The sequence below is a fragment of the Holtiella tumoricola genome (assembly GCF_027857615.1).
GTDB lineage: Bacteria > Bacillota > Clostridia > Lachnospirales > Cellulosilyticaceae > Holtiella > Holtiella tumoricola.
This window is the reverse complement of sequence record NZ_JAQIFT010000053.1, coordinates 32313-58213: the sequence shown is the minus strand read 5'-3', so window position 1 is coordinate 58213 and position 25901 is coordinate 32313. Positions and strand designations below refer to the sequence as shown.

Below are 25901 nucleotides of genomic sequence, written 5' to 3'. Positions count from 1 at the left end.
ATATGAAAATCTTAACGAACGTAAGTGAGTTTAGAATTTTAATGGTTCTACTGTAAGTAGAACATCCTTGTTTTTGAAATGGTTATGTTTAGTTTTGAAAGTATAAATCTTTCATATAGGGGCATAGTTCATCGGTAGAATAAGAGTCTCCAAAACTCCAGAGGAGGGTTCGATTCCTTCTGCCCCTGTTTAAAAGCTTAAGCTCAAAAGAACTTAAGCTTTTTTTATTAAGATAAAATATATAGAGTCATTAGTAGATAGGACTACTTAAAATTTGATAAATTATAAAAGAGATCATCGTAGATGGTCTCTTTTTTCTTTAAATAAACATTTTTATTGATAAGTTAGTATATTCTTGATAATATATGAAAGTATACATAAATTTAACAACATGGGGGTAGGTGAGATTATGAATCAGGAAGAAAAGAAGAAGCCTAAATATAATGTAGTAAGTAATGCAGTTTTTACATTTAAAAAGCTATGGGAATGGGATAAATTAATTTTATTCTATATTTTAGGGAAGATGCCTATTATTGTATTATTACCATTATGTGGTGTATACCTTCCCAAGATTATAGTAGGAGAGATTGAAAATGGGGCAAATGCAAGGCAGATGATTTACTCGGTATTAAGTATAGCAATAGCTATGTTCATATTGACCATACTTCAACGATTTATACAGGAAAAGACTAGTTTGCACACGTTAGAAGTTACTAAGAAGATGGAACAGACGATTTCTTCAAAGGCAATGGCCATTCATTATGAGAAAATGGATAGACCTCATACACAAGTTATGATTAAGAAGGCTTATGATATTGCTCATGGTGGGGAAAATGAAGGCATTCAGGCACTGTTGATTCTTTTTATAACTATTTTTGCAAATGGATTAGGTTTTGGTGTTTATACAGGGATTTTAGGAACCCTAAATCCACTTATCATTGTTTTTATTATTTTAACTACAATTGTAAGTTACTTTGTAAGTAAGGCAGTGAATACTTGGGTATTTCGTAATAGAGATAAATGGTTGAAGCTAGATTTGAAATTAGTTTATCTTACATATAAGTCAAGTTCCTTTGAAACAGCTAAAGACATACGCTTGTACAATATGAAAAAGTGGTTCTATGGTGCATTCCATAAATTTATGAATAGAAGAATCAAATGGACTGTAAAAATGCAGCTTTTCTATTTCTTAAATAATGTAGTAGAGGCGATTATGGTTTTACTAAGAGATGGCCTTGCCTATGGCTATCTTATTTATTTAGTATGGAAGGGTAGTATTTCAGTATCTGACTTTGTGTTATACTTTGGCATTATTTCAGGATTTGCTTCATGGTGCTCAGCAATTATTACCAGTTTAGCTAAGGTAAATCAGATAAGTCTAAATGTATGTGATTTTAGGGAGTATCTGGAACTAGAAGAGTATGAGCTAGAACAAGCAAGTGAAAAAATGATTTTAGATAAAGGTCAGCCATGTAGGATTAAATTAGAAGGTGTAAGCTATCGCTATGAAAGTGAAGATAAAGCAACCCTTAAAAATATCAATTTAAGTATAAATGCTGGTGAAAAAATAGCAGTTGTTGGAGCTAATGGTGCAGGGAAAACAACTTTTGTCAAATTGATTTGCGGCCTATATACACCGACAACGGGTAAAATTAGTGTAGAAGGATATGATTTAGCAAAGGTAAATAAAAGTACATATTACGAATATTTAGCACCTGTTTTTCAAGATATTCGTCTATTACCAATTTCTATTAAGCAAAATATAACTTTATGCGCAGAACATGAGGTAGATGAACCACATCTTCTAAAATGCTTTAAACTTTCAGGAATGGACAAGGTTATTAAGAAGTTTCCAGGTGGATTTGATACGCTTTTAATAAGGGATATGAATGAAAAGGCTGTGCAATTATCAGGTGGAGAAGAACAGAAGTTGATGTTAGCAAGGGCGTTATATAAAGATGCACCTATTATGATTTTAGATGAACCTACAGCAGCCTTAGACCCTATTGCTGAAAATGCAATGTATTTAAAATATAATGAGTTAACAGCCCATAAAACATCCATCTTTATTTCTCATAGATTGGCGAGTACAAGATTTTGTGATCGGATTATATTGATTGAAAATGGTGAGATTATTGAAATGGGAACTCATGATGAGCTTCTAGCATTAGGTAGGAAGTATGCCAATATGTTCGAAGTGCAGGCAAAATATTATAAAGAACAGGAGGAGAGAGAACAAGATGAGTATATTTCTTAGTAATATGAAACGAGAAATAAGCCTTATAGTAAGAGGAATGAAAGTTATACATCGTGTACAGCCTTGGCTACTCGTTATCTCTATAGCTTCTGGAGTATTTTCTTCAATTTTACCGTTTATTACAATTTATTTTTCCTCATTAATCATAAATGAGTTAAGCTTACCGTCAAGGAATTTTAAACATATTATGGGGCTGGTTGTTTTAACACTTGTACTGAACTTAGTATGTAGACTGATAGTGAATTTCCTTGCTCAGATGTTTGATACATTACAGTATGTATTAGGGCACAAAAATCAGTTAGATTTAGCAGACAAAGGTTACCAACTAGATTATGCAGATATGGATGATACGAATATACGTCAAATGCGTGAAAAACTGAATAGAGGGCGCTATTATAAAGGCATTGTAGCCATTGCTTTTCAGTTAAATACTTTGACATTGAATCTATTTTCAGTAGTTATTTCCATATCGTTAATGATAGAGATGTTTATGACAAAAAGTATAGGAACAAGTAGATTAGATCTACTGATGAATTCACCTATAGCAGGTATTCTATTGATTGCTTTGTTAGTGATTTCAATTCTTTATAGTATTAAGATAAATGCTATTTCACAAAAGAAGCAGTTTGAGGCGATGAATGAATCAGGTCCTCACTTTAATTATGACCGTTTTTATACCTATCAACTTTCAACGGAATATAATGCGGGAAAAGACGTTCGTTTATATGGTCAAAGACCTTTAATAGAAAATCAAATTAATTTCCACTTAAGCAAAATTCTTGGATTCCAAAGAAGTGTACCAGAGTTTGGGGCTAAATATGGAGCAATAGGAAGTGGAATACAAGTTATTGTAAATGTAGCAACCTATCTTTTTGTTGGTTTAAAAGCACTACTAGGTGCGTTTGGTGTAGGAAACATTGTACTTTATACAGGTGCTATTACTCAGTTTGGGACAGGTTTTACAGGGGTTATGCAGACATTATCTAATATTAAGCAGAATACAAATTATTTACAATGGTATTTTGACTTTGTTGATCTTCCTAATCGTAAGGAGTCTGGTACACAACCGGTTGATCTAGAAACTATGAAACATGGGATTATTGAATTTAAAAATGTAAGCTTTAAATATCCTGGTAGTGAACACTATAGTTTAGAAAATATCTCTATACGATTTAATGTAGGAGAAAGGGTTGCTGTAGTTGGTAAAAATGGATCTGGCAAAACAACTTTTATTAAGCTACTCTGTCGTTTATATGATCCTACAGAAGGGGAAATCTTATTAAATGGTATGAATATTAAAGAATATAACTACCAAGAGTACTTAGCGAGTTTTTCTGTAGTTTTCCAAGACTTTAATTTATTTTCTTTTACACTTGGAGAAAATATTGCTGTATCTTCAGAGTATGATGAAGAAAAAGCTATGGATTGTGCAAATCGTGCAGGACTAGAAAAAAGGATGGAAAGTTTTGAAGATGGGCTTCATACACAGCTTTACAATGAAATATCAGAAGAAGGTGTTGAAATCTCAGGGGGGGAAGCTCAAAAAATTGCTATTGCCCGTGCCTTATATAAAGATGCACCGTTTATTGTATTAGATGAGCCAACAGCAGCACTTGATCCTCTTGCAGAAGCAGATATCTATGCAAGGTTAAATAGGGATTTAATCCAAAATAAGACAGCTATTTATATTTCACATCGACTCTCAAGTTGTTGTTTCTGTAATCAAATTGCTGTATTTGAGCAAGGAAGATTAATACAGCATGGTACCCACAAAGACTTATTGGAAATGGAAGATGGACTGTATCATGAATTATGGAATGCACAAGCTCAGTACTATGCATAAAGTAGGTAGAAGATGAGATGGAAGTATATTTCAGGAGGTGAATGATGGAGCAGGATTACAATAAGGATTGTTGTATGACAGCAGATACAAACTGGTTTCGCTATCGTGCAGCAGCAATTATTATAGAGGATGGATGTATTCTTTTGGCCAGCAATGAAACAGCTGACTATTTTTACTCTGTAGGTGGTGGCGTACATATGGGTGAGACAGCGGAAGAGGCAGTCATAAGAGAAGTGTATGAGGAGACAGGTATCACATATGAAGTTGAGAGATTAGCTTTTATACATGAAAATTTCTTTAAAGGTAATGGAAGTATAGAGGGATTGGATTGCCATGAGGTTGCTTTTTACTTTCTGATGAAACCACGTGGGACACAAGAACTAAAGAGTGATAGTTACTGTGCAGATGGGAAAGAGTTTATGAACTGGATTCCAATAAGTGAATTAGAAAAGTATAAAGCCTATCCAAAATTTTTTAGAGAAAAGTTAAATGATATATCTCATCAAATAGAACATATTGTTACAGTAGAAGATTAATAATGATAGAATGGAGTACCTTCAAAGCGAAGTTACTCCATTTTTTATGAGTTTTTTTGGAAATAGTTGACCTTCTACTTAGTGGAAGGTGTAATATAGGTATATATGGAGGGATTATTATGCGTATAAAAGAAGTAGAAGAACTTACAGGGATTACAAGTAAAAATATAAGATTCTATGAAAAGGAAGGTCTGATTACACCTGATCGTAATAGTCAAAATAGATACAGAGAGTATTCAGAAGAAGATATACGTATTTTAAAAGAGATTAAGCTTTATCGTAAATTGGATATTTCAATAGAAGATATTAAGCTTATCCAAAAAGGTGTTATTTCTATCGAAGGTTGTATGGATAAATACGCTGACTATATGGATAAAAAGATAAAGGAAATGAATAGAGCAAAAGAAATTTGTGTGGAGATAAAAAGAGATGTTATAAAAGAACAAGACCTTGATATAGATATCTATTTAGAGAAAATAGAACATTATGAAGCAAGTGGTAATAAGTTTGTAGATATTGCAAAGGATTTTATACATAAAGCTAAAGGGTGTATGCCACCAAGTTATAGTTTTTGGTTTGAACCTGATGAACCTATCATTAACAAAAAGGATTTTACACTAGAACTATGTAAGTATGCAGATATAAATAAGTTGAATCTGACTATTTTAAGAGAGAGTATGGAACCAGTTGTTCAAATTAATGGTGAGAAGTATTTTTGCATGTTGGAAACGCCACGAATGCTTAGGTTTCCGTTTTCTATTTTTTTCACCCCTAATACTTATGGATTTAGATTTGTTTATATTTACAAATATGAGTAGAATTAAATGGGTTAAATTGCTACAAGAATAGAGGATAGCAGTTTAATCCATTTATAGTTTTGGATAAAATATATAAAAAAATTAAATAATTTAGTGTAAATATATTATTGATGAAGAGATAAAAATCCTCTATACTTATAAATGTAAGCGTTTTCAGAAAACAACAAAAAGAAATATATAATATTGTAAAGTTTGTTGTTTTGGAAACATAATGTGAAAGTGTTAGAACACCCGAAAGGGAATTTTTTTATACAGAGTTTGTAAGCGCTTACATAAGAGATAATTTTTTTCTCTATTAATGTAAACGCTTACACAGAGGGGGATATAATATTGAAAAGCTGTGGGGTATATAAAGAGAAGATTCTTCAATTTGGTGAAGGAAACTTTCTAAGAGGTTTTACAGATTGGATGATTAACGATATTAATGAGAAGGATGAATATGAAGGAAGTATTGTATTATGCCAACCAATTGGTAACTTCCCACAAATATGTGAAATGATTAATGCACAAAAAGGGAAGTACCATCTTGCTATGAGAGGGATTGAAAATGGAGAAGTCATTGAAAAAGTAGTGCAAATTACTTCGATATCACGATGTATCAATGCATATGAACATTTTGAGGAACTTATGAAGATTGCAAGAAGTGAAGATCTAGAAGTAGTTATTTCTAATACAACAGAAGCAGGAATTGTATATCATGAAGGTGACCAACTATTAGATAAGCCACCTCATTCTTTCCCTGCAAAGATTACAGTTTTATTGTATGAACGTTATAAAGCGTTTGATGGTGCACTTGATAAAGGACTACTTTTTCTCCCAGTTGAATTGATTGATAATAATGGAACAGAACTAAAAAAAGTAGTCATTAGGTATGCTACAGAATGGCATTTAGAAGAATCATTTATCCAATGGATTGAATGTGCAAATAAATTTACAAATACTTTAGTCGATCGTATTGTTACAGGTTTTCCTAAAGATGAAATAGAGTATTTTGAAGAAAAATTAGGTTACAGAGATCAGCTAATTGTAACAAGTGAAATTTTTAACCTATGGGTAATTGAAGGGAAAAAAGAGTGGGCAGAAATTTTACCTATCCATAAAGGCCAAGGAAATGTGATTTGGACGGATGATGTAACACCTTATAAAAAACAGAAAGTATCAATTTTAAATGGAGGGCATACAGGAACGGTGCTTGCAGCTTACCTAGCAGGGTATGATATAGTACTTGATTTTATGAAAGATAATACTTTTAAAAAGTATTTGAACCAATTACTGTTTAAAGAAGTTATTCCTACACTCACATTGCCACAAGAGGAATTAAAACAATTTGCTTATGATGTATGTAATCGTTTTGCAAATCCTTATATTAAACATAGTTTATTAGATATTTCATTAAATTCATGCGCAAAATTTAATACAAGATGTTTGCCAACTTTATTAGAATATGTAAGGAAAATGAATACATTACCTCCTACAATAGTATTTGCTTTAGCAGCATTTATTAAATTTTATCAATGTGAGCAAGTAGATGATAAATTTATAGGAAGAAGAAAAGATGGTATGACTTATGAGGTAAGAGATGAACAAGAAGTATTGAAATTTTTTGAAGAGGTTTGGAAAGCCCAGCATGTAAAAGAAGTAGTAGAAAAGGTATTGTCTAATAAAGAATTTTGGGGTGGAGAGGATTTGACTAATATTACAGGATTAGTAGATATGACAACACAGTATTTAAAGGATTTAGAAGAGAAAGATGTAACAGATGTTATTTTAACTATTTTAAATTAGGGGTGTGGGTGTATTGTCATTAGAAAATAAAGTAATCAAAATAAATGAGTATGACAGTGTAGCAGTTGCCCTAACAGATATTGTAATAGGTGAAAGTGTGCTATTAGGGAATACCAAGGAGATTATAGCAGTAGAGAATATTCCTTTTGGGCATAAAGTAGCACTTAAAAATATTAATAAGGGAGAAAATATTATTAAGTATGGCTATCCTATAGGGCATGCTATACAAGATATTAAACAGGGAGAACATATTCATACACATAATTTAAAAACAAATTTATCTGGTATTTTAGATTATACATATGACAAAGTAGATAACATGGTAAGTAAATACTTTGAAGATAAGGCGTTTATGGGATATGTAAGAGAAGATGGTAAAGTAGGCGTTAGAAATGAAGTATGGATTGTACCCACTGTTGGGTGTGTTAATTCTACAGCTCAAACACTAGAAAAAATGGCTAATGAAAAGTATGGAAATGAAATAGATGGTATATTTTGTTGTACACATAATATGGGATGTAGTCAACTTTCACAGGACCATTTAAGGACACAGAAAATTTTAAAAGGCTTAATTAATAATCCTAATGCCGGGGCTGTGTTAGTTCTTAGCCTAGGCTGTGAAAATAATAATTTACAAGACTTTTCAAAAGTATTAGGAGAAGTTAATCCAGAACGGGTTAAGTTCCTTGTAACACAAGATGTAGAAGATGAATTTGAAGCCGCCATGGACATTCTTGGAGAACTGGTAGGCTATGCCAAAAAGTTTAAACGTGAATCAGTATCTTGTAATAATTTGGTTTTAGGATTCAAATGTGGAGGGTCAGATGGCTTTTCCGGTATTACAGCTAATAGTTTATGTGGCAAGTTAAATGACCGTGTAACAGCCATAGGAGGAAGTACAATTCTTACAGAAGTGCCAGAAATGTTTGGTGCAGAAACTATTTTAATGAACCGAGCTTCCTGCGAAGAAGTTTTTGAGAAAACGGTTACGATGATTAATGATTTTAAAAATTATTTTACAAAATATAATCAAAGCATTTATGAGAATCCTTCACCAGGAAACAAAAAGGGTGGCATTTCCACACTTGAGGAAAAGTCATTAGGGTGTATCCAAAAAGGTGGTATGGCTATCGTAACGGATGTATTAGACTTTGGGCAAAGTGTTGAGAAGAAGGGACTTAATTTATTAAATGGACCAGGGAATGATCAGGTATCATGTACGAATTTGGCTGCATCTGGAGCACAAATAATTTTATTTACAACAGGAAGAGGTAATCCGTTTGGATCTATTGTTCCTACAGTCAAAATCGCATCTAACTCAAATCTCTATAAAAAGAAAAGAAATTGGATTGATTTTAATGCGGGCGCTGTGTTAGAAGATAAATCTTTTGATGAACTCACAGAAGAATTTTTTGACTATATTCTTGAAGTGGCTTCAGGAAATATCAAAACTCAAAATGAAGTTAATCACTATAGAGATATTTCAATTTTTAGAGATGGTGTAATTTTGTAATTTTAAATAATAAAAACTAGAGCGGTTATGGGCTCAAAAAAGGAGAGGAGTATGGATTTATTACAGCAAATTTATAACATAGGTATTATTCCAGTCATTAAAATTGAGAAGCCTGAAGAAGATGCATATGACTTAGCAAAAGCACTTTGTGATGGAGGGGTACCTGTTGCAGAGGTGACATTTAGGACAGAAGGTGCTGCTCGTGGGATTCAGATTATGAGAGAAGGTTTTCCAGATATGCTTGTAGGCGTAGGAACTATTTTTACAACAGACCAAGCAAAGCAAGCTATCAGTGCAGGAGCTAAGTTTATTGTATCACCAGGTTTTGATCAAGAGGTGGTTGCGTATTGCAAAGGCCAAGGGATACCTATATTCCCAGGATGTATTACTCCTACAGAGATTCAAATGGCAATAAAAGAAGGGCTAAGTATTATTAAGTTCTATCCAGCAGAACAGTCGGGAGGATTAAATACTATTAAGGCCTTAAGTGCACCTTTTGGTAGCGTTAAATTTATGCCAACAGGTGGTATCTCATTAGAAAATTTAGGGGCTTACTTAGCTCATAGGGCAATTATAGCATGTGGTGGTTCTTATATGGTTACAGATGAACTTATTTTAAATAAAAAGTGGGATGAAATTACTCATTTGTGTGAGAAGTCTGTAGAAGTTGTTAATGAAATAAGAAACCTAAAAATGTAAGCGTTTACGCAAGAGGATGAAATTAACAAATGAAGATAGGAGGGATAAGGATATATGAACATTTATGATGTCTCTAAAAGAGCAGGTGTTTCAATTGCAACAGTATCGAGAGTTATTAATAATAGTGAAGGTGTAAGTGAAAAAACAAGAAAAAAGGTATTAGATGCTATAGAAGAGTTAGAATACATTCCTAATGCATTAGCTAGAGGATTGGGAATTAATTCAATGAAAACTATTGGGATTATGTGTGCGAATGCATCAGATATTTATTTGGCAAATGCAATTTATCATTTAGAATCATCATTAAGAAAATTTGGCTATGACTGTATATTATGTTGTACGGGATATGAGAGTGATATACGAGAAAAATATATGACCCTTTTATTATCAAAACAGGTAGATGCAGTGATTTTAGTAGGCTCTAACTATGTTGAAGAAGATGTAGCAAAGCAAGAATATATTCATAATGCAGCAAAGAAAGTTCCTATTGTATTAGTCAATGGTCAATTAGAGGGAGAAAATATCTATTGTTCTTTAGCTGATGATTATCAAGCGGTTTTTCAACTTTGTACACAGTTAATACAAAAAGGAAAAAAGAATCTTATGTTTTTATATGATTCCAATTCATTTAGTGGTAAGCAAAAAAGGCAAGGATATGAGGATGCATTAAAAAATTATAATTTAAAGCCTAATCAACTTTTTATTCCTTTTGATGAAGATAACATTCAAAAAATAAAAGATTTTATAGTGCAAGAAGTAAGAGAATATCCAGAAGCAATGATTTGTTGTGAAGATGCTATTGCAGTTGCATCGTTGAAATTTGCAACTAAGGTAGGATTAGATGTGCCTAATCAATTGCACATTGTAGGATATAATAATTCACTAATTGCAAAGTGCTGTGAGCCAGAACTTACAAGTATTGATAATAAGGTACAAGAAGTATGTGATAGTGCGATTAAAATGCTTATGAATGTACTAGAGGGTAATGGAAATGAGAATATAAAAGTTGTTCCTTGTTTTCTTAAACAAAGAGGTACAACCGATTTTTAACAAGATAGAGGAGGGGGAAAATGAAAAAGTTTATGGATAAAGATTTTCTACTCACAACAAAGACGGCACAAGATATTTATCACAATTATGCTGAGCAACTACCCATAGTAGATTATCACTGCCACATCGATCCAAAGCAAATAGCTATGAATACTGAATTTGAAAATATTACACAAGTTTGGTTGGGTGGAGATCATTATAAATGGCGTCAAATGCGTTCTAATGGAGTAGAGGAATACTATATTACTGGTCAAGCATCAGAACGAGAAAAATTTCAAAAGTGGGCAGAAACGTTGGAAAAGGCAATAGGAAATCCGTTATATCATTGGAGCCATCTTGAACTACAAAGATATTTTGGATATACAGGAATACTTAATAGTGAAACAGCAGAAGAGGTTTGGAACTTGTGTAACCAAAAGTTACAAAGTGGCACAATGAAAGTCAGAGATTTAATTGAAATTTCAAATGTGGAAGTTATTTGTACAACAGATGATCCTATTGACCAATTGGAATGGCACAAAATGATAGCTGAAGATGAAAGTTTTAATGTAAGGGTATTGCCTGCTTGGAGGCCAGATAAGGCAATGAATATTGAAAAAGAGGAATTTGAATCCTATATAAAACAACTTACTAAAGCAAGTGGTGTAGAAATAATGGATTTTAATTCTTTCAAAGAAGCTTTAAAGATACGTTTAGAATTTTTCCATGTAAATGGATGTAGAGTCTCCGATCATGCTCTTGACTATGTCATGTATAGAGAGGGATCAGAACAAGAAATAAATGATATTTTCCTTAAACGTATGAATGGGAAAAGTATTTCAGATGAAGAAATACTACAATTTAAAACAGCGTGCATGGTCTTCTTTGGAAAAGCATATAGCAAGCTAGGATGGGTGATGCAATTACATTATGGGTGCAAACGCAATAATAACACTTTGATGTTTGAAGCGCTTGGGCCAGATACAGGATATGACTGTATTAATAACTTTGCACCCTCAACAGAGATGGCAGACTTTTTAGATATATTAAATCGAACTGATGAATTACCCAAAACGATTATTTATAGCCTAAATCCTAATGATAATGGAGTGATTGGAACAATAATTGGTTGTTTTCAAGGTGGAGGCATTGTGGGTAAAGTTCAACAAGGTTCAGCGTGGTGGTTTAATGATCATAAACAGGGAATGATGGAACAAATGACTTCTCTTGCTAATCTTGGATTATTAGGTAATTTTATTGGAATGCTTACAGATTCACGAAGTTTTCTATCTTATACAAGACATGAATATTTTAGAAGAGTTTTATGCGATCTTATAGGTATGTGGGTGGAAAATGGAGAATACCCCAATGATATGAAGGGTCTGGAAAAGCTGGTGAGTAATATATCATACTATAATGCAAAAAACTATTTTAAGTTTTAGGAGTAATTAAGGATGGGGGAAAAAATATTATTAATAGGTGAACCCATGGGTTTACTTACATCTACGGAATATGGAACACTTGATAGTATAAAGAATTTTGATGTAAGTATTGCAGGGGCAGAACTAAATGTTGCTATAGGTGTTAAACGATTGGGACATGAAGTGTTATATTATTCAAAATTAGGTAGAGATTTATTTTCAAGCTGGGTACTGAGTTGTTTAAGAAAAAATGAAATAAGTGAAGGATTTATTCGGTACTCTAGTATTCATAATACAGGGTTTATGTTTAAATCAAAAGTTCAAGATGGGGATCCAAGTGTTTACTATTATAGAAAGAATTCAGCGGCATCCACTATTTCTATAGAAGATGTTAGGAATATTGATTTATCGGATATAGCTATTTTACATATTACAGGGATTTTTCCGGCACTTTCTAATAATTGTTTAGAGGTAACAAAGTATCTGATGCAAAAAGCTGTGGCAAACAATATACATGTTACTTATGACCCTAATATTAGAATGACTTTATGGGAAAGCAAGGAGGTAATGATAAGAACATTGAATGAACTTGCAAAATATGCAACAACAGTATTGCCAGGTATTTCAGAAGGTAGATTACTTACTGGATTTGAAACAGCAGAAGAAATTTCAGCATTTTATCAAGAATTAGGTGTGAAAAATATTATTGTTAAATTGGGAGAGAAGGGTGCTTTTGCTACAGATGGAGAGCAAACTTATGTAACACAAGGATATTTTCCTAACCAAATTATAGATACAGTTGGGGCAGGTGATGGATTTGCGGCAGGTATAATCAGTGCTTTTGCGGAAGGACTTAGTTTACAAGAAGCAACAGAGAGAGGTGCAGCCATTGGATGCATCCAAGTAATGCATGTAGGAGACAATGAAGGATTACCAACAAGAGAGCAACTAGGAATTTTCATGAAAACTAATAAAAAGTTTTAAAAATTTAATGATATTAAAATTATAGGGGGATTACAAAATGAAAATGAAAAAAGTCTTGGCTGGTTTATTAGTATCTGCAATGTCTATGGGCGTATTAGCTGGATGTGGAAGTAGCACAAACAACACAAGTAACACAAGTAATACCAATAACACAAGTAATACAGCAAGCAAAGAAGATTCAACTGCCCAAGAAGAGAAGACTGCTCCAGGAGAACGAGATGCAACGATTCGTCTTTCTTGGTGGGGTGGAGATTCTCGCCATGAAGCGACACAAAAGGCTGTAGATGCTTTCATGGAAAAATACCCTAAAATAAAAGTTGAGGTAGAGTTTGGTGCATGGAGTGGATGGGAAGAAAACATTGCAACTCAATTAATGAGTAAAACAGCTCCAGATGTATTACAAATTAACTGGAACTGGATAAATTCATATAGTTCAACTGCTCAAACATTTCTAGACTTAAATAGTGTGAGTGATATTTTAGATTTATCTCAATGGGAAGAATCTATTCTTAATCAATGTAAAGTTGGTAATAATTTACAAGCAGTGCCAGTTGCTATGACAGGGCGTACATTTTATTGGAATGAATCAACATTTGAAAAAGCTGGTATAGAAACACCAAAATCATTAGCAGACCTTATGGCAGCAGGTCCAGTATTCCAAGAAAAACTAGGAGATAAAGCATATCCATTAGTAATGGGTGAATATGATCGTATGATTTTCTTAGTATATTTCTTAGAAAGTAAATACGGTAAAAACTGGGTTGAAGATAATAAAGTAAATTATACAGCTGACCAAATAAAAGAGGGGCTTGATTTATTAGCAGAGATGGAAGAAAAACATGTTATTCCAACACTCCAAAAACTTGCAGGAGATGGTGCAGACTCTATAGATAAAAACCAAAATTGGATAGAGGGTAATTATGCAGGTATTTTAGAATGGGATACATCCGCTTCTAAGTTTATTAAAGCAACACCGGATTCAAAAATTGTTGTTGGAGATTATTTTAAAGATTTAGGTGAATATCAAGGTGGATTCACAAAAGTTTCTATGGGATTTGCAATTGATGCCAATACAAAATATCCTGAAGAATGTGCATTGTTAATGCAATATTTATTAAATGATGCAGAAGGTGCAGCAATTATGGCTTCTGAACGTGGTATTCCAGCTTCTAAAGCAGCCTATACAGTATGTGAAACAGGCAATTTAATTGATCCTAATGTAGCAGAAGCGAACGGTAAAGTTATGAGTTGGTGCCAATATTCATTAGATCCTAAATTTGAAGACAATGCACTTAAAAGCAATCCAGATGGTGTTTACTACAAAATTATGAGTAAAGTAAGTTATGGTCAGATGGATACAGCTACAGGAGCAGCTGAACTTCTTAAGCAAGTGGATGAATTTTTAGCAAAATAGATTTTACTAATAGAAGTAGCATAAGCGGTTATCTAGCATACAATACGGCTTCATAACCGCTTTAAATAAAATAGGGGGGAAGTATGCTTATGAAGGCAAACACTCAGGTAAGTCAAGGTAAGACAGTAAAAGTAAAGAAGAAAAGCATAGAACGTCAGTATATGGGTTGGCTATTTATTACACCTTGGGTTTTAGGTTTTTTAATTTTTAAATTATATCCTATGGTATCTTCACTAATATTAAGCTTTTCAGATTATCATTTATTTCAAGGAATTAGTAGTTGGGGATTAGATAATTATAAACAAATTTTTACTGATGAAGATATCTGTAAATCACTAATTGTAACTTTTAAATATGCTTTTTTTACTGTACCACTTAAATTAATGATGGCATTATTTATTGCCTACATCTTAAACTTTAAACTTAAATTCGTTAATGCATTTCGTACAGCATACTATATTCCTTCAATTTTAGGAGGATCCATTGCTATATCCGTATTATGGAAATCTTTATTTAGAGATGATGGATTAATCAATGCAATGCTTGCAGTTATTGGTGTTCAAGGACCTAACTGGCTTAGTGATCCTAAATGGGCCATGTTTGTTATCACCTTACTAAGAATTTGGCAATTTGGATCAGCCATGGTTATTTTCTTAGCTGCACTAAAAGGGATTCCAGAAGACTTATACGAAGCAGGAACCATTGACGGAGCGAGTAAGTGGAAACAATTCACTTCTATTACAATCCCTATGATTACTCCAGTTATTTTCTATAACTTAATAACACAACTCGTTCAAGCTTTTCAAGAGTTCAATGGACCATTTGTTATTACACAAGGTGGACCACTAGGCTCTACAACATTAGTTTCACTACTTATTTATAATCGTGCATTTAAAACCTATGAAATGGGTATGGCAAGTGCAATGGCATGGGTACTATTTATCTGTGTAATGGTTTTATCAGGTGTTGCATTCTTTAGTCAGAAATATTGGGTTTACTATGGTGATGAGGAAGGAGGAAAGAAATAATGGTTACAAATAAAAGCAAACGTTTTATTACTTTTTGTTCTTATGCAGTATTAATCATTGTAGGGATTATTATGATTTATCCATTGCTATGGATGATTAGTGCAACCTTTAAAAATAATACAGAGATCTTTACGAATATGGGACTCATTCCTCAGAATCCTACTTTTGAAGGCTATAAGAATGCCATGAAGAGCTATGGTGGAAATATCAATATTCTGCAAGCGATTCTTAATACCTTTAAGATCGTTATTCCCAAAGTGATTTTTACGGTCATTTCCTCTACAATTGTAGCTTATGGATTTGGACGCTATAACTTTAAAGGGAAAAACTTAATGTTTTCACTAATGATTAGTACTTTATTCCTACCTCAAGTTGTACTTAATGTACCTCAATATACTATGTTTACCAAGTTAGGGTGGGTAAATTCACCATTATACCTACCACTCATTGTGCCAACCTTATTCGCAGTAGATACATATTTTGTTTTCATGCTTATTCAGTTTTTACGTAATATTCCTAAGGACCTTGATGAAGCAGCAAAAATAGATGGTTGTAATGATTGGAAGATATTGACGAAAGTTATTGTACCTATGTTACGTCCTGCAATGGTATCTTGTGCATTATTTCAATTTATGTGGTCATCAAATGACTTTATGGGGCCACTTCTTTATGTTAAGACACCTGCAAACTTACCAGCTACTATTTTTGTAAAATTATCAATGGATGCTGATGCTGGATTTGATTGGAATCGTATTTTAGCCCTTTCACTCATTTCAATTATTCCTTCACTTATAGTATTCTTTGCGGCACAAAGTCAGTTTGTAGATGGTATTTCTGCTGGTGGTGTTAAAGGTTAAAATAGGAGGAAGCAATGATGTTTAATTATGATGGGCCTATTTATATTTTCTTGAAAAAAGTATCAGATGTAACTGTGTTACATCTGATTTGGCTTTTATGCAGCTTACCTATTATTACATTAGGTGCATCAACTACTGCACTTTATGGTGTAGCATTGGCTAGAAAAGGTGGGAATGAAGACTCGGTAGTTACATTATATCTAAGTTATTTTCGTAAACATTGGAAACGAGGAACGGGTATGATGATGATATTGAGTGTAAGCTTGGTTGTGCTTCTTATTAATTTGTATTATTGGAATTATGTAGTGAGAGGGGATATATCAACAAGTATGGCAATACTTTGTACAGCGCTACTGGTACCAGTGGGATTGCTTGCAATTTATGGATTTGCAGCGTTGACAGTGTATGAAGATTTATCAGCTATGAAAATTATACAAAAATCACTTTATATTGCATATGCACATCCATTTTCCACTCTTAAATTAATAATATTTTGGTTGTTGGCAATATGGTTTAATTTGTCTACTTTATTTGCAAATGTACTATTTTTATCTATAGGCGTCGCACCTTTTATTCAAGGATTTCTTGCACGTACACTTTATAGAACACTTAAGGAAAAAGAAGTAGTACATTAGAATGAAACTTTAGTTGAAAAGGAATTGCGATATGAATGTTAAGATTATAAAGATTATGGCACGGTGTGGCACTTTTGAATTAGATTGTAAGACCTGTTTTTATACAGATCATATGTTTGAAGTATTTGTTGATGGTGAGTTTTATGGAGAGTATAACAATAACTGTTTTACCATATATAATTTAAAACCAAGTAAAAAGTATGAGCTAGCTATATATTGCCAAGATGAAAAGGTAACAATCACATTTGAGACAACGGCAGAAGCAGCAGTATTAGATATTACTTTATTTGGGGCAAGAGGTGATGGTATAACTGATTGTACTTTAGCACTACAAGCGGCAGTATCTTGTTGTCCAGAAGGGGGAACAGTTTATGTTCCGGCGGGTGTCTATTTAACCTATCCTGTATTTTTAAAAAGTGATATGACACTTTATCTGGAAAAAGATGCAGTACTATTGGGAGGCGTAGAGCGTTATAGATATCCTATTTTACCAGGGATGATTGAAGATGATGAGCTTAAAGATTCTTTAAATCTAGGAAGTTGGGAAGGAAACCCATTAGATAGCTATGCTGCCTTGATTACAGCAGTAGGAGTAAAAAATTTAAATATTTGTGGGGAAGGCGAAATCAATGGTAATGCTGATGCAAGTGATTGGTGGGAAAATGAAAAAGTACGTAGAGGAGCATGGCGTCCAAAGACAATATTTTTGAATAGATGTAACCATGTGACCTTATTGGGTATTACAGTTAAAAATAGTCCATGTTGGACGATACATCCTTATTATTGTGACAATGTTGATATCCTCAATATAAGGGTACAAAATCCTGATAATAGCCCAAATACTGATGGAATGGATCCAGAAAGTTGTGAGAATGTACAAATTATAGGCACTGTGATTTCGGTGGGTGATGATTGTATAGCTTTGAAAAGTGGTAAATACTATATGGGTAAATTTCATCCAAAACAAACAAAAAATGTAGTGATACGTAATTGTTTACTAGAAAGAGGACATGGTGCAGTGGTTATAGGTAGTGAGATATCTGCAGGTATAACAGATGTATGTATTGAACAATGCTTAATAAGAAATACAGATCGTGGTTTACGTGTGAAAACAAGACGTGGAAGAGGTAATATGAGCATTGTTGATCAGGTCGTTTATAGAAATGTACGTATGGAAAAGGTATTAACACCATTTGTTATCAACATGTATTATTTTTGTGATCCTGACGGTAGAAGTGAATATGTTTCGAGTAAAGAAGCTTTGCCGGTAGATGAAATGACACCACGAATTGGTAAACTGCTTTTGCAAGATGTTGCATGTGTAGATGCTGAGTACGCAGCCATGTTTTTTTATGGTTTAAAAGAGCAACCTATTAAAAGTATAGAACTTCACAATGTTTCAGTTTCTTTTCTAGAAGGAGCCAACCCGGGGATGCCTGCAATGATGGAGGGCATTGATCCAATGAGTAAGGTAGGGCTTTTTGCTACAAATGTTGAGCAGATTGTATTAGAAAATGTAAAAATTACAGGGCAAGAAGGAGAAAGACTAATCCTTGAAAATGTACCTGTAATTGAGGAGGTCTAAGTTTTGGATAGACAACAAACCACTACATTACTAAAAAATTATATAGATTTTTTGTTAGATAACTCGGATGCACAAAATCCTATGTGGAATATTGAAAAAATAAATTCCGGTAAGGTGAATAAGTGGAATTATATTGATGGATGTATGATTACAGCTATTCTTGCTCTTTATAATCAGACAAGTAATAAAAAGTACTTAGATTTTGCAGATACATTTATGGATTATTTTGTAAAAGAAGATGGTAGCATCCGTACATATGAAGTAGAAGAGTATAATATAGATCATATTAATCCTGCTAAAAACTTAATTCGCCTCTATGAACTGACAGGTAAGGAAAAATACCGTAAAGCAATGGAGACTGTTCGTAGACAATTAGATACGATGCCACGTACAAAAGAGGGGAACTTTTGGCATAAGCAAATCTATCCTTATCAAGTATGGTTAGATGGACTTTATATGGGGCAGCCTTTTTATATGGAATATGAGACAAAATACAATGGAAAAAAAGGATGTCTTGACTCCTATCGTCAGTTTGTGAATGTAAGAAAAAGAATGAGAGATGAAAAAACAGGTCTCTACTATCATGGATATGATGAAAGTCGCAAAATGTATTGGGCAGATCACGAAACAGGTTGTAGTAAAAATTTTTGGCTAAGGGCCCAGGGATGGTTTGTGGTAGCATTGGTGGATACTTTAGAAGCGATAGATGAACAACTTTATTATGAGTATCGTATGCTGCGAGCTCAATTTCAGGAAGCTATTGATGCTATTTTAACTTATCAAGATACAAGTGGAATGCTTTATCAAGTGATTAACGAGCAAGAAGCAGAAGGAAACTATTTAGAAACAAGTGGTACAGCGCTGATTGCTTATGCTATTTTAAAGGGAGTAAGATTAGGTTTTTTACCTAAACGTTATGAAATACATGGTGAAAAAGCCTTCTTTGGTACGACACAGACATATTTAAAAGTCAGTGAAGAAGGGCGGCCAGTCCTTGGAGGCATTTGTCTTGTGGCAGGTCTTGGTGGAAAAGAGCATAGAGATGGTAGTTTGGCATATTACTTTAGCGAGCCTGTAGTAGAAAATGAGGCAAAGGGTGTAGCACCACTATTACTTGCTTTTACGGAAATAATGAGGCGAAATAATGGATGAAGTAAGAGAAGGCATTTCCCAGAAAGATGCCCAAAAACGTAAAATGATTTTGGAAGATAACTTATGGCAAGTGATTCTATATATTGGAACACCGCTTGCTCTATTTCAAGGCCTTAATCAGATTTTTAAAATACTTGATTCGATGATGGCAGCTCATATTAGTCCACTGACAGTTTCAGCAGTTGCTTACTTGTCTCAATTGGCACTTATGATTTCTTCAATTGGTGGTGGCTTAGCCATGGGAAGTTCTATTAAAATTAGTGAAGCATATGGGGCAGGAGACTATGAGTTAGTTCGTAAAAGAGTAAGTAGTTTGTTTATTATTTGTGGATGTATTGGGATGGGCTTATTGGTTATGATTCCCTTTACATCCTCTTTTTTGCATATAGTAGGTACACCTGATGATTTTATAAGTGAAGGGACATTGTACTTTTCAGTAACGTTAGTGGATATTACGTTACTATTGTTTAATACGGCCTATATTGCCATTGAAAGAGCAAGAGGAAATGCAGTAAGAATTCTTTGGCTTAATTTAGGTTCAATTATTGTAAAATTAGCACTTACAGCGTGGTTTGTCTATGGTCTAAATATGGGTATTGTAATGATTGCCGTAGCAACTGTTATAAGTGATTTAGTTATCTTTTTCGCTTGTATCTATCATATTTTTTATCGTGGGAAAGGAGAAGTGTTTGGGTTTTCATTAAAATCAGTAGCTTTTAATAAGAAAGTTACAACACCAATGCTTTCAATTAGTTTACCAGTTATTGTAGAGAAAACTACCTTCCAACTTGGAAAAGTAGCAGTTAACGGGATGTCTACAATATATGGATCATTAATAGTAGGGGCATTAGGAATTTCTAATAATATAGGTGGTATGACAACTAATCCACAAAATGGTTTACAAGAAGCTGGAGCAGCTATTATTAGTCAAAATCTTGGCGCAGGAAATAGCAAAAGAACAATAGAAGCCTTTTATAAGCTTGCTATTATTAACATGGTTGTAGGTATTATAGGTTATGTTATAACTTTAGTGTTCTTACAACCTATAGCAGGATTGTTTGCATCTAAAGATATAGAATTTGCCAATTTGATTGCACTTACTTATAAATATGAAGCAACAGGATTGATTCCGTTAGGGCTATTTTCGGCAGTAATGAGTTTACTATATGGCTATGGTTATACAAAGCTGACTTTACTTATTAATTTTAGTAGAATTTTCATTTTACGTATTCCAGTTCTTTGGGTACTACAAAGATTTACAGACTATGGGCAAGAAAGCATTGGAATTGTTATGATGGTATCTAATATAGGAACTGGTATATTAGCGCTTGGTGTTAGTATTATTGTTGTAAGACAAATAAAAAAGAAAATGAATAAGGAGAGTGTATATGTTGAAAGTAGGAGCCAGAGCACATGACTATGGAAGAAATGTACCTGAAGTATTGTTTAAACGTATTGCAGAAGATGGATTTGAAGCTGTGATGCTTGCATTTCAAAAGGCTATTTTAGGCATAAACTCTTATTTTGATGTGACGGATCAGTTAATCGAACGGACAAAAGTAGCGCTAGATGTGAATGGTATAGAGATTCAGACCCTTGGCGTATATATGGAACTTGGAATAATAGATGAAGAAGTAAGAAAAGAGGCTGTTAAAAACTTCATACAAGGTATACATATAGCTAAAAAAATGGGTGTTTCTAAAGTGGCAACGGAGACAACATCTATGCATAAGCAGCCTCAAGCAACAAGGCAAGAAGCATATAGGCAATTGAGTAAATCTATGAAGGAAATTTTACCAGAGGCAGAACGGCTAGAGATTTATGTGTGTGTGGAACCTGTATTTTATCATACTTTAAATACACCTGAACTTGCGAGGGAGTTTCTTGATACAATGAAAAGTGAATATCTAAAAATTACTTTTGATGCAGTTAATTTATTAAGGGCAAGTCAAGTGTCAACACAACATGATCTATGGGATAAAACCTTTAATTTATTAGGTAATGAGATAGAAGTGGTACATATGAAAGGTGTTACTATTAATGAAAAAGGAACTTTACAGAAAGCGAACTTTAAAAATTCTGTAGTAGACTATCCCTATATAGTTAAGAAACTAAAGGAGTTAGGCAAGCCACTTCATATTATCCGTGAAGAAGTAGAGGTACTTAACGGAAAAGAAGAGGCGATGTTTTTAAAGAAGTTATGTCAGTAATCTATGTAGGCAAAGGACGAAGATTTCAAACGATTACAGAGGCATTAGAGTATACCAATTATGATGAGGCACTTACACTTATTTTAGATGAAGGCATTTATAGAGAAAAAATAGAATGTAATAAAAGAAAGCTTCACCTCATCGGACGAGGAATGAACCAAACCTATATTATTTGGGATGATAGTGCTTTTAAACTTCATTTAGATGGAAAAAAATATGGTACCTTTCGAAGTCATACAGCATTTTTTGATGGAGACTATTTAAAAGTAGAAAATTTGACTATTGAAAACCAAGCAGGTCAAGGGCATGAAGTGGGGCAAGCAGTGGCAGCAGCAGTGTATACAAAATATGTTCATATGAAGTATGTCAGATTGATTTCTTATCAAGATACATTATTTTTAGGGCCATTACCAGATAAAGAAAGAGTAGTAGATGGCTTTTTAGGACCAAGGCAAGATACCCCCAGAATACAAAGTTATCAATTCTATGAAAATTGTGAAATACAAGGAGATATTGACTTTATATTTGGTGGTGGCAATGGAATTTTTTCAAATTGTATTTTGTATGGAAGAGGAGAGAGAATAGGATTTTTAACAGCACCAAGTACAAATGTAGATGAGTTAGGATTTTACTTTGACAAGTGTATAATAGATGCACAGGTAGAACAAAACCTATATTTAGGTAGACCATGGCGTAGGTATGGAAAATCAATGTTTTTTGAATGCGTTATGGGAAAAGGAATACATAAGCAAGGTTTTGACCCTTGGCAAGAAAAAAAGAAAACGTATTTTTTTGCAGAATGGCCAGAGCAAGAGACCAAAAGATTATTTCAAACATATGTAACAATAGAAGAAGTGAAAATAATACAAGATGAAGTAAGTAAGATTAAAAAAGCAATAAAAAGTTTAGAAAAATGATATGAATGTTGAAGAAAGTATTGACTTTCTACTTGGTGGAAGGTGTAGGGTTAAGGAAAGGGAGGGAGTTTACATGAAAATACAAGAACTCGCACAACAAACTAATCTTACAAAAGGTGAAATCATTTTTCTAAGAAAAGAAGATTTATTAAAACAAAAAGAAGACTATGAGGCACAAGATGTAGATACCATTAAAAAAATCCAGCTGATGAGAAAGTTAGATGTTACGCATAAAGATATTTTGTGGATGCAAAAAGGTATTTTACAACTTAATAAATGTCTAGAACAACAACTTCAGAAGTTACAAGAAAAAGGCAATTCTAAAACATCTTCATGGGTAAGTATAGCAAAAGAAATAATAGAAAAAGATACAAATTATAATTTAATAAATGCAAATTATTATTTGAGTAAAATAGATAGGTTAGAAAAAGGAGGAGGAAAGTTTGGAAGTCTTAAAGGAGATTTCTTAACGAGAATTAAAGCAACTATACCTCCTAATAGTGAAAAATGGTTTGAACCAGATGAACCCATTATCAATCGTCATGATTTTACAGTAGAACTATGTAAATACGCAGAAAAAAATAAAGAACAATTAACGATCTTAAAAGAAGGTATGGAACCTATCGTAGAGATCAATGGTGAACGCTACTTGTGTATGCTAGAGTCACCCCGTATGCTTAAGTTTCCATGGTCTATATTCTTTGCTACAAGTTCAAGCTTCGGATTTAAATTTGTATATATGTATAGATACATGGGATGAATAGGGTAATTATGATATAAAAACTAAAAGTAGTTACTAAAGTAAATTTGATGAGTAGAGGCTATGCAACGATCTCTAGAAAGCGTAGAGTGAGCATAGCCTTTTAATTTTAGATATGAACATTTTAAAGCAACAAAAAAATCTTTAAAAATTTTAAGAAGCCTCTTGACATAAAGCTAGTTTTAGTGCAAAATAATACAAGTCAGCAGCGGGTAATACCGAAGCAAATAACAACTTTTGGGGGCATAGCTCAGCTGGGAGAGCACCTGCCTTGCACGCAGGGGGTCAAGGGTTCGATTCCCTTTGTCTCCACTATCCGATAGGATAACAAAAGTTGGCCCAGTGGTACAGTTGGTTAGCACGCCGCCCTGTCACGGCGGAGGTCGAGGGTTCGAGTCCCTTCTGGGTCGTTTAATGTGGTCGCTTAGCTCAGCTGGGAGAGCACCTGCCTTACAAGCAGGGGGTCATAGGTTCGAGCCCTGTAGCGACCATGTTTTAAAACATCATATGGCGGAATAGCTCAGTTGGCTAGAGCACATGGTTCATACCCATGGTGTCGGCGGTTCAAATCCGTCTTCCGCTACTTCTTGAAGGTAGATACTTATAAAGTATCTACCTTTTTTGTATATAAAGTTCTACTTATTAGCAGATAGGGGTTAGAAAAGGCTTATTTTGGTGTTGTTGAAAAAAGGGTTGACATTTCATTGGTTAAGGCATATGATGGTTGTAATTTAATTGATGCATAACGAAGACCTATAGTTATAAGACTATATTTCGGAGTATAAGATGAAGAAAAGCGATGATAAGAACAAGTAATAGTAAGTAACGCATACAGAAAGTAACCGGTTGATGAGAGGTGCATGTACGTGCTAGCTATGAATACATCTTTGAGCTTCACACCGAAACCTGAGGGAAAGTAGGCTGTGACGGATTCCTGCACACGTTATAGTGCTAGAGTATTATCCCTTGTTAGGGCGTACTTGAAGAGGTAGATCATGTGAATGATCTATAAACTAAAGGTGGTAACGCGAGAGTAGCTCTCGTCCTTTTAAATTTAAAGGACGTGGGCTTTTTTTATGTTTATCTTTCGTAAAAGCGTTTCTAAGTCTTATAGAACTTGCTTATATTAAACTCAAACTTTAAAACTATTTAAATTAAAAGGAGTGTTGAATATGAGTAAATCTACAAAGGAACAAATGCGTATTATTACAAAAGGGGTACAAACCTTAGTAAATGAGGCAGAGCTTGAGGCTAAATTAATCAAGGCAGAAAAGGAAAATAAACCATTAACGATTAAGTTAGGATTAGATCCAAGTGCGCCAGATATTCACTTAGGCCATGCAGTTGTTCTACGCAAAATTAAACAAATGCAAGACTTAGGTCATCGTGCAGTTATTGTTATTGGGGATTTCACAGGAAAGATAGGAGATCCTACAGGTAAATCAAAAGGTAGAAATGCCTTAACCACTGAACAAGTAGAGGCAAATGCAAAAACTTATGCAGAACAAATCTTTAAGGTATTAGATAAAAATAAGACAGAGGTTCGTTTTAATAGTGAATGGCTCTCTAAATTGAATTTTGAAGATGTATTAAGACTTGCAGCGACCACTACTGTTGCACGTATTTTAGAACGTGATGACTTCCAAAAACGTTACAATAACAATACGCCTATTGGAATTCATGAATTTTTCTACCCTCTTATGCAAGCTTACGATTCAGTAGAATTAGAAGCAGATATTGAACTTGGAGGAACAGACCAAACATTCAATATTCTCATGGGAAGAACATTACAAAAGACTATGGGACAGGAACAGCAAATTGCTATGTTTATGCCAATACTAGAGGGACTAGATGGTATAGAGAAAATGAGTAAAAGTCTTGGGAATTACATCGGTGTGAGTGAACCTGCAAACATTATGTTTAAAAAAGTGATGGAAGTACCAGATGAACTCATTATCAAATACTTTGAACTAGCAACAGATGAACATCCAGACCGTATTGATGAAATTAAACAAGCATTATCCAATGGGGAAAATCCAAGAGATATTAAATTAGAATTAGCACGTATTATTACGGGCTTATACCATTCAAGAGAAGAGGTAGAGGGTGCTATCAGATACTACGAAGAAGCATTTAGTAAAAAGGCTATTCCTACAGATTTACCAGAGCTTCAAATAGGGAAAGAGTCAAATACATTACTAGATATAGTATCAAGTTTAGTAGAAGCAGGATTTGTTCCAAGTAGTAGTGAACTAAGACGTATTGTAAAACAAAAAGGTGTACAACTTAATCAAGAAGAAGTAGTGGACCTTAGTAGGTCTATTCAATCGGGAGATATTTTGAAAATAGGAAAGAAAAAATTTGTAAAACTTATTAAATAACAAACTAAGATGAGAAGCAATCTAGGGAAAGTTAAAAACTTAGATTGCTTTTTATTTTTGAGTAAATGAATAATTTG

General features: G+C 33.6%; 21 protein-coding genes, 5 tRNA genes and 1 other annotated feature. All 26 genes read left to right on the top strand.

Annotated features, from left to right (window positions below):
* Positions 1-117: 117 nt before the first annotated feature.
* The 26 genes from PBV87_RS14725 (at position 118) to tyrS (ending at position 25824) form a co-directional block, all read left to right on the top strand.
* A tRNA-Trp gene (locus PBV87_RS14725) sits at positions 118-188 on the top strand.
* 221 nt (positions 189-409) lie between these two features.
* Entirely contained in the window at positions 410-2257 is a 1848-nt protein-coding gene (locus PBV87_RS14720) for an ABC transporter ATP-binding protein (RefSeq protein WP_271012756.1), read from the top strand.
* A gap of 4 nt (positions 2258-2261) precedes the next feature.
* On the top strand, positions 2262-4100 hold the full coding sequence (locus tag PBV87_RS14715; RefSeq protein ID WP_271012755.1) for an ABC transporter ATP-binding protein: 1839 nt from the start codon (positions 2262-2264) through the stop codon (positions 4098-4100).
* Positions 4101-4144: 44 nt separating this feature from the next.
* On the top strand, positions 4145-4636 hold the full coding sequence (locus PBV87_RS14710; protein ID WP_271012754.1) for an NUDIX hydrolase: 492 nt from the start codon (positions 4145-4147) through the stop codon (positions 4634-4636).
* A gap of 119 nt (positions 4637-4755) precedes the next feature.
* Positions 4756-5454: a MerR family transcriptional regulator gene (locus tag PBV87_RS14705; protein ID WP_053985764.1), complete on the top strand. Its 699-nt coding sequence runs from the start codon at positions 4756-4758 to the stop codon at positions 5452-5454.
* 330 nt (positions 5455-5784) lie between these two features.
* The gene (locus PBV87_RS14700) at positions 5785-7239 is read left to right on the top strand and encodes a tagaturonate reductase (RefSeq protein WP_271012753.1); all 1455 of its coding nucleotides are present in this window, start codon (positions 5785-5787) and stop codon (positions 7237-7239) included.
* 13 nt (positions 7240-7252) lie between these two features.
* Positions 7253-8752, top strand: a complete 1500-nt coding sequence (locus PBV87_RS14695) for a UxaA family hydrolase (protein WP_271012752.1) — start codon at positions 7253-7255, stop codon at positions 8750-8752.
* A 51-nt stretch (positions 8753-8803) separates the two neighbouring features.
* The gene (locus PBV87_RS14690; protein WP_271012751.1) at positions 8804-9451 is read left to right on the top strand and encodes a bifunctional 4-hydroxy-2-oxoglutarate aldolase/2-dehydro-3-deoxy-phosphogluconate aldolase; all 648 of its coding nucleotides are present in this window, start codon (positions 8804-8806) and stop codon (positions 9449-9451) included.
* A 54-nt stretch (positions 9452-9505) separates the two neighbouring features.
* Positions 9506-10501, top strand: a complete 996-nt coding sequence (locus PBV87_RS14685; protein WP_271012750.1) for a LacI family DNA-binding transcriptional regulator — start codon at positions 9506-9508, stop codon at positions 10499-10501.
* Between the two features lie 20 nt (positions 10502-10521).
* Positions 10522-11922: a glucuronate isomerase gene (uxaC, locus tag PBV87_RS14680; protein ID WP_271012749.1), complete on the top strand. Its 1401-nt coding sequence runs from the start codon at positions 10522-10524 to the stop codon at positions 11920-11922.
* Between the two features lie 12 nt (positions 11923-11934).
* Complete coding sequence (locus PBV87_RS14675) at positions 11935-12885, top strand: sugar kinase (RefSeq protein ID WP_271012748.1); 951 nt, start codon at positions 11935-11937, stop codon at positions 12883-12885.
* Positions 12886-12922: 37 nt separating this feature from the next.
* Positions 12923-14299, top strand: coding sequence for an ABC transporter substrate-binding protein (locus tag PBV87_RS14670; RefSeq protein WP_271012747.1), 1377 nt, complete (start codon positions 12923-12925; stop codon positions 14297-14299).
* A gap of 83 nt (positions 14300-14382) precedes the next feature.
* Positions 14383-15327, top strand: coding sequence for a carbohydrate ABC transporter permease (locus PBV87_RS14665; RefSeq protein ID WP_416388426.1), 945 nt, complete (start codon positions 14383-14385; stop codon positions 15325-15327).
* Positions 15327-16184: a carbohydrate ABC transporter permease gene (locus tag PBV87_RS14660; protein ID WP_271012746.1), complete on the top strand. Its 858-nt coding sequence runs from the start codon at positions 15327-15329 to the stop codon at positions 16182-16184. The genes PBV87_RS14665 and PBV87_RS14660 overlap by 1 nt, the downstream gene beginning before the upstream one ends.
* A gap of 17 nt (positions 16185-16201) precedes the next feature.
* On the top strand, positions 16202-16819 hold the full coding sequence (locus PBV87_RS14655) for a YesL family protein (protein WP_271012745.1): 618 nt from the start codon (positions 16202-16204) through the stop codon (positions 16817-16819).
* A 31-nt stretch (positions 16820-16850) separates the two neighbouring features.
* Positions 16851-18404 carry a glycoside hydrolase family 28 protein gene (locus PBV87_RS14650; protein ID WP_271012744.1) on the top strand — a complete coding sequence of 518 codons (1554 nt, stop codon included), beginning with the start codon at positions 16851-16853 and terminating at the stop codon, positions 18402-18404.
* A gap of 3 nt (positions 18405-18407) precedes the next feature.
* On the top strand, positions 18408-19556 hold the full coding sequence (locus tag PBV87_RS14645) for a glycoside hydrolase family 88/105 protein (RefSeq protein ID WP_271012743.1): 1149 nt from the start codon (positions 18408-18410) through the stop codon (positions 19554-19556).
* Complete coding sequence (locus tag PBV87_RS14640) at positions 19549-20973, top strand: MATE family efflux transporter (RefSeq protein ID WP_271012742.1); 1425 nt, start codon at positions 19549-19551, stop codon at positions 20971-20973. Before PBV87_RS14645 ends, PBV87_RS14640 begins: the two co-directional genes overlap by 8 nt.
* On the top strand, positions 20945-21766 hold the full coding sequence (locus PBV87_RS14635) for a sugar phosphate isomerase/epimerase family protein (protein ID WP_271012741.1): 822 nt from the start codon (positions 20945-20947) through the stop codon (positions 21764-21766). Before PBV87_RS14640 ends, PBV87_RS14635 begins: the two co-directional genes overlap by 29 nt.
* Positions 21757-22683 (top strand): pectinesterase family protein, encoded by a 927-nt coding sequence (locus PBV87_RS14630; RefSeq protein ID WP_271012740.1) that lies wholly within the window; start codon positions 21757-21759, stop codon positions 22681-22683. Before PBV87_RS14635 ends, PBV87_RS14630 begins: the two co-directional genes overlap by 10 nt.
* Before the next feature lie 73 nt (positions 22684-22756).
* Positions 22757-23443, top strand: coding sequence for a MerR family transcriptional regulator (locus tag PBV87_RS14625; RefSeq protein ID WP_271012739.1), 687 nt, complete (start codon positions 22757-22759; stop codon positions 23441-23443).
* A gap of 239 nt (positions 23444-23682) precedes the next feature.
* Positions 23683-23755 (top strand) — tRNA-Ala (locus PBV87_RS14620).
* Between the two features lie 24 nt (positions 23756-23779).
* A tRNA-Asp gene (locus tag PBV87_RS14615) sits at positions 23780-23853 on the top strand.
* 8 nt (positions 23854-23861) lie between these two features.
* Positions 23862-23934: transfer RNA gene (locus PBV87_RS14610), tRNA-Val, on the top strand.
* Between the two features lie 18 nt (positions 23935-23952).
* Positions 23953-24026 (top strand) — tRNA-Met (locus PBV87_RS14605).
* Positions 24027-24233: 207 nt separating this feature from the next.
* Positions 24234-24494: a binding site (T-box leader), on the top strand.
* A gap of 121 nt (positions 24495-24615) precedes the next feature.
* The gene (gene tyrS / locus PBV87_RS14600; protein WP_053985762.1) at positions 24616-25824 is read left to right on the top strand and encodes a tyrosine--tRNA ligase; all 1209 of its coding nucleotides are present in this window, start codon (positions 24616-24618) and stop codon (positions 25822-25824) included.
* Positions 25825-25901 lie beyond the last annotated feature (77 nt).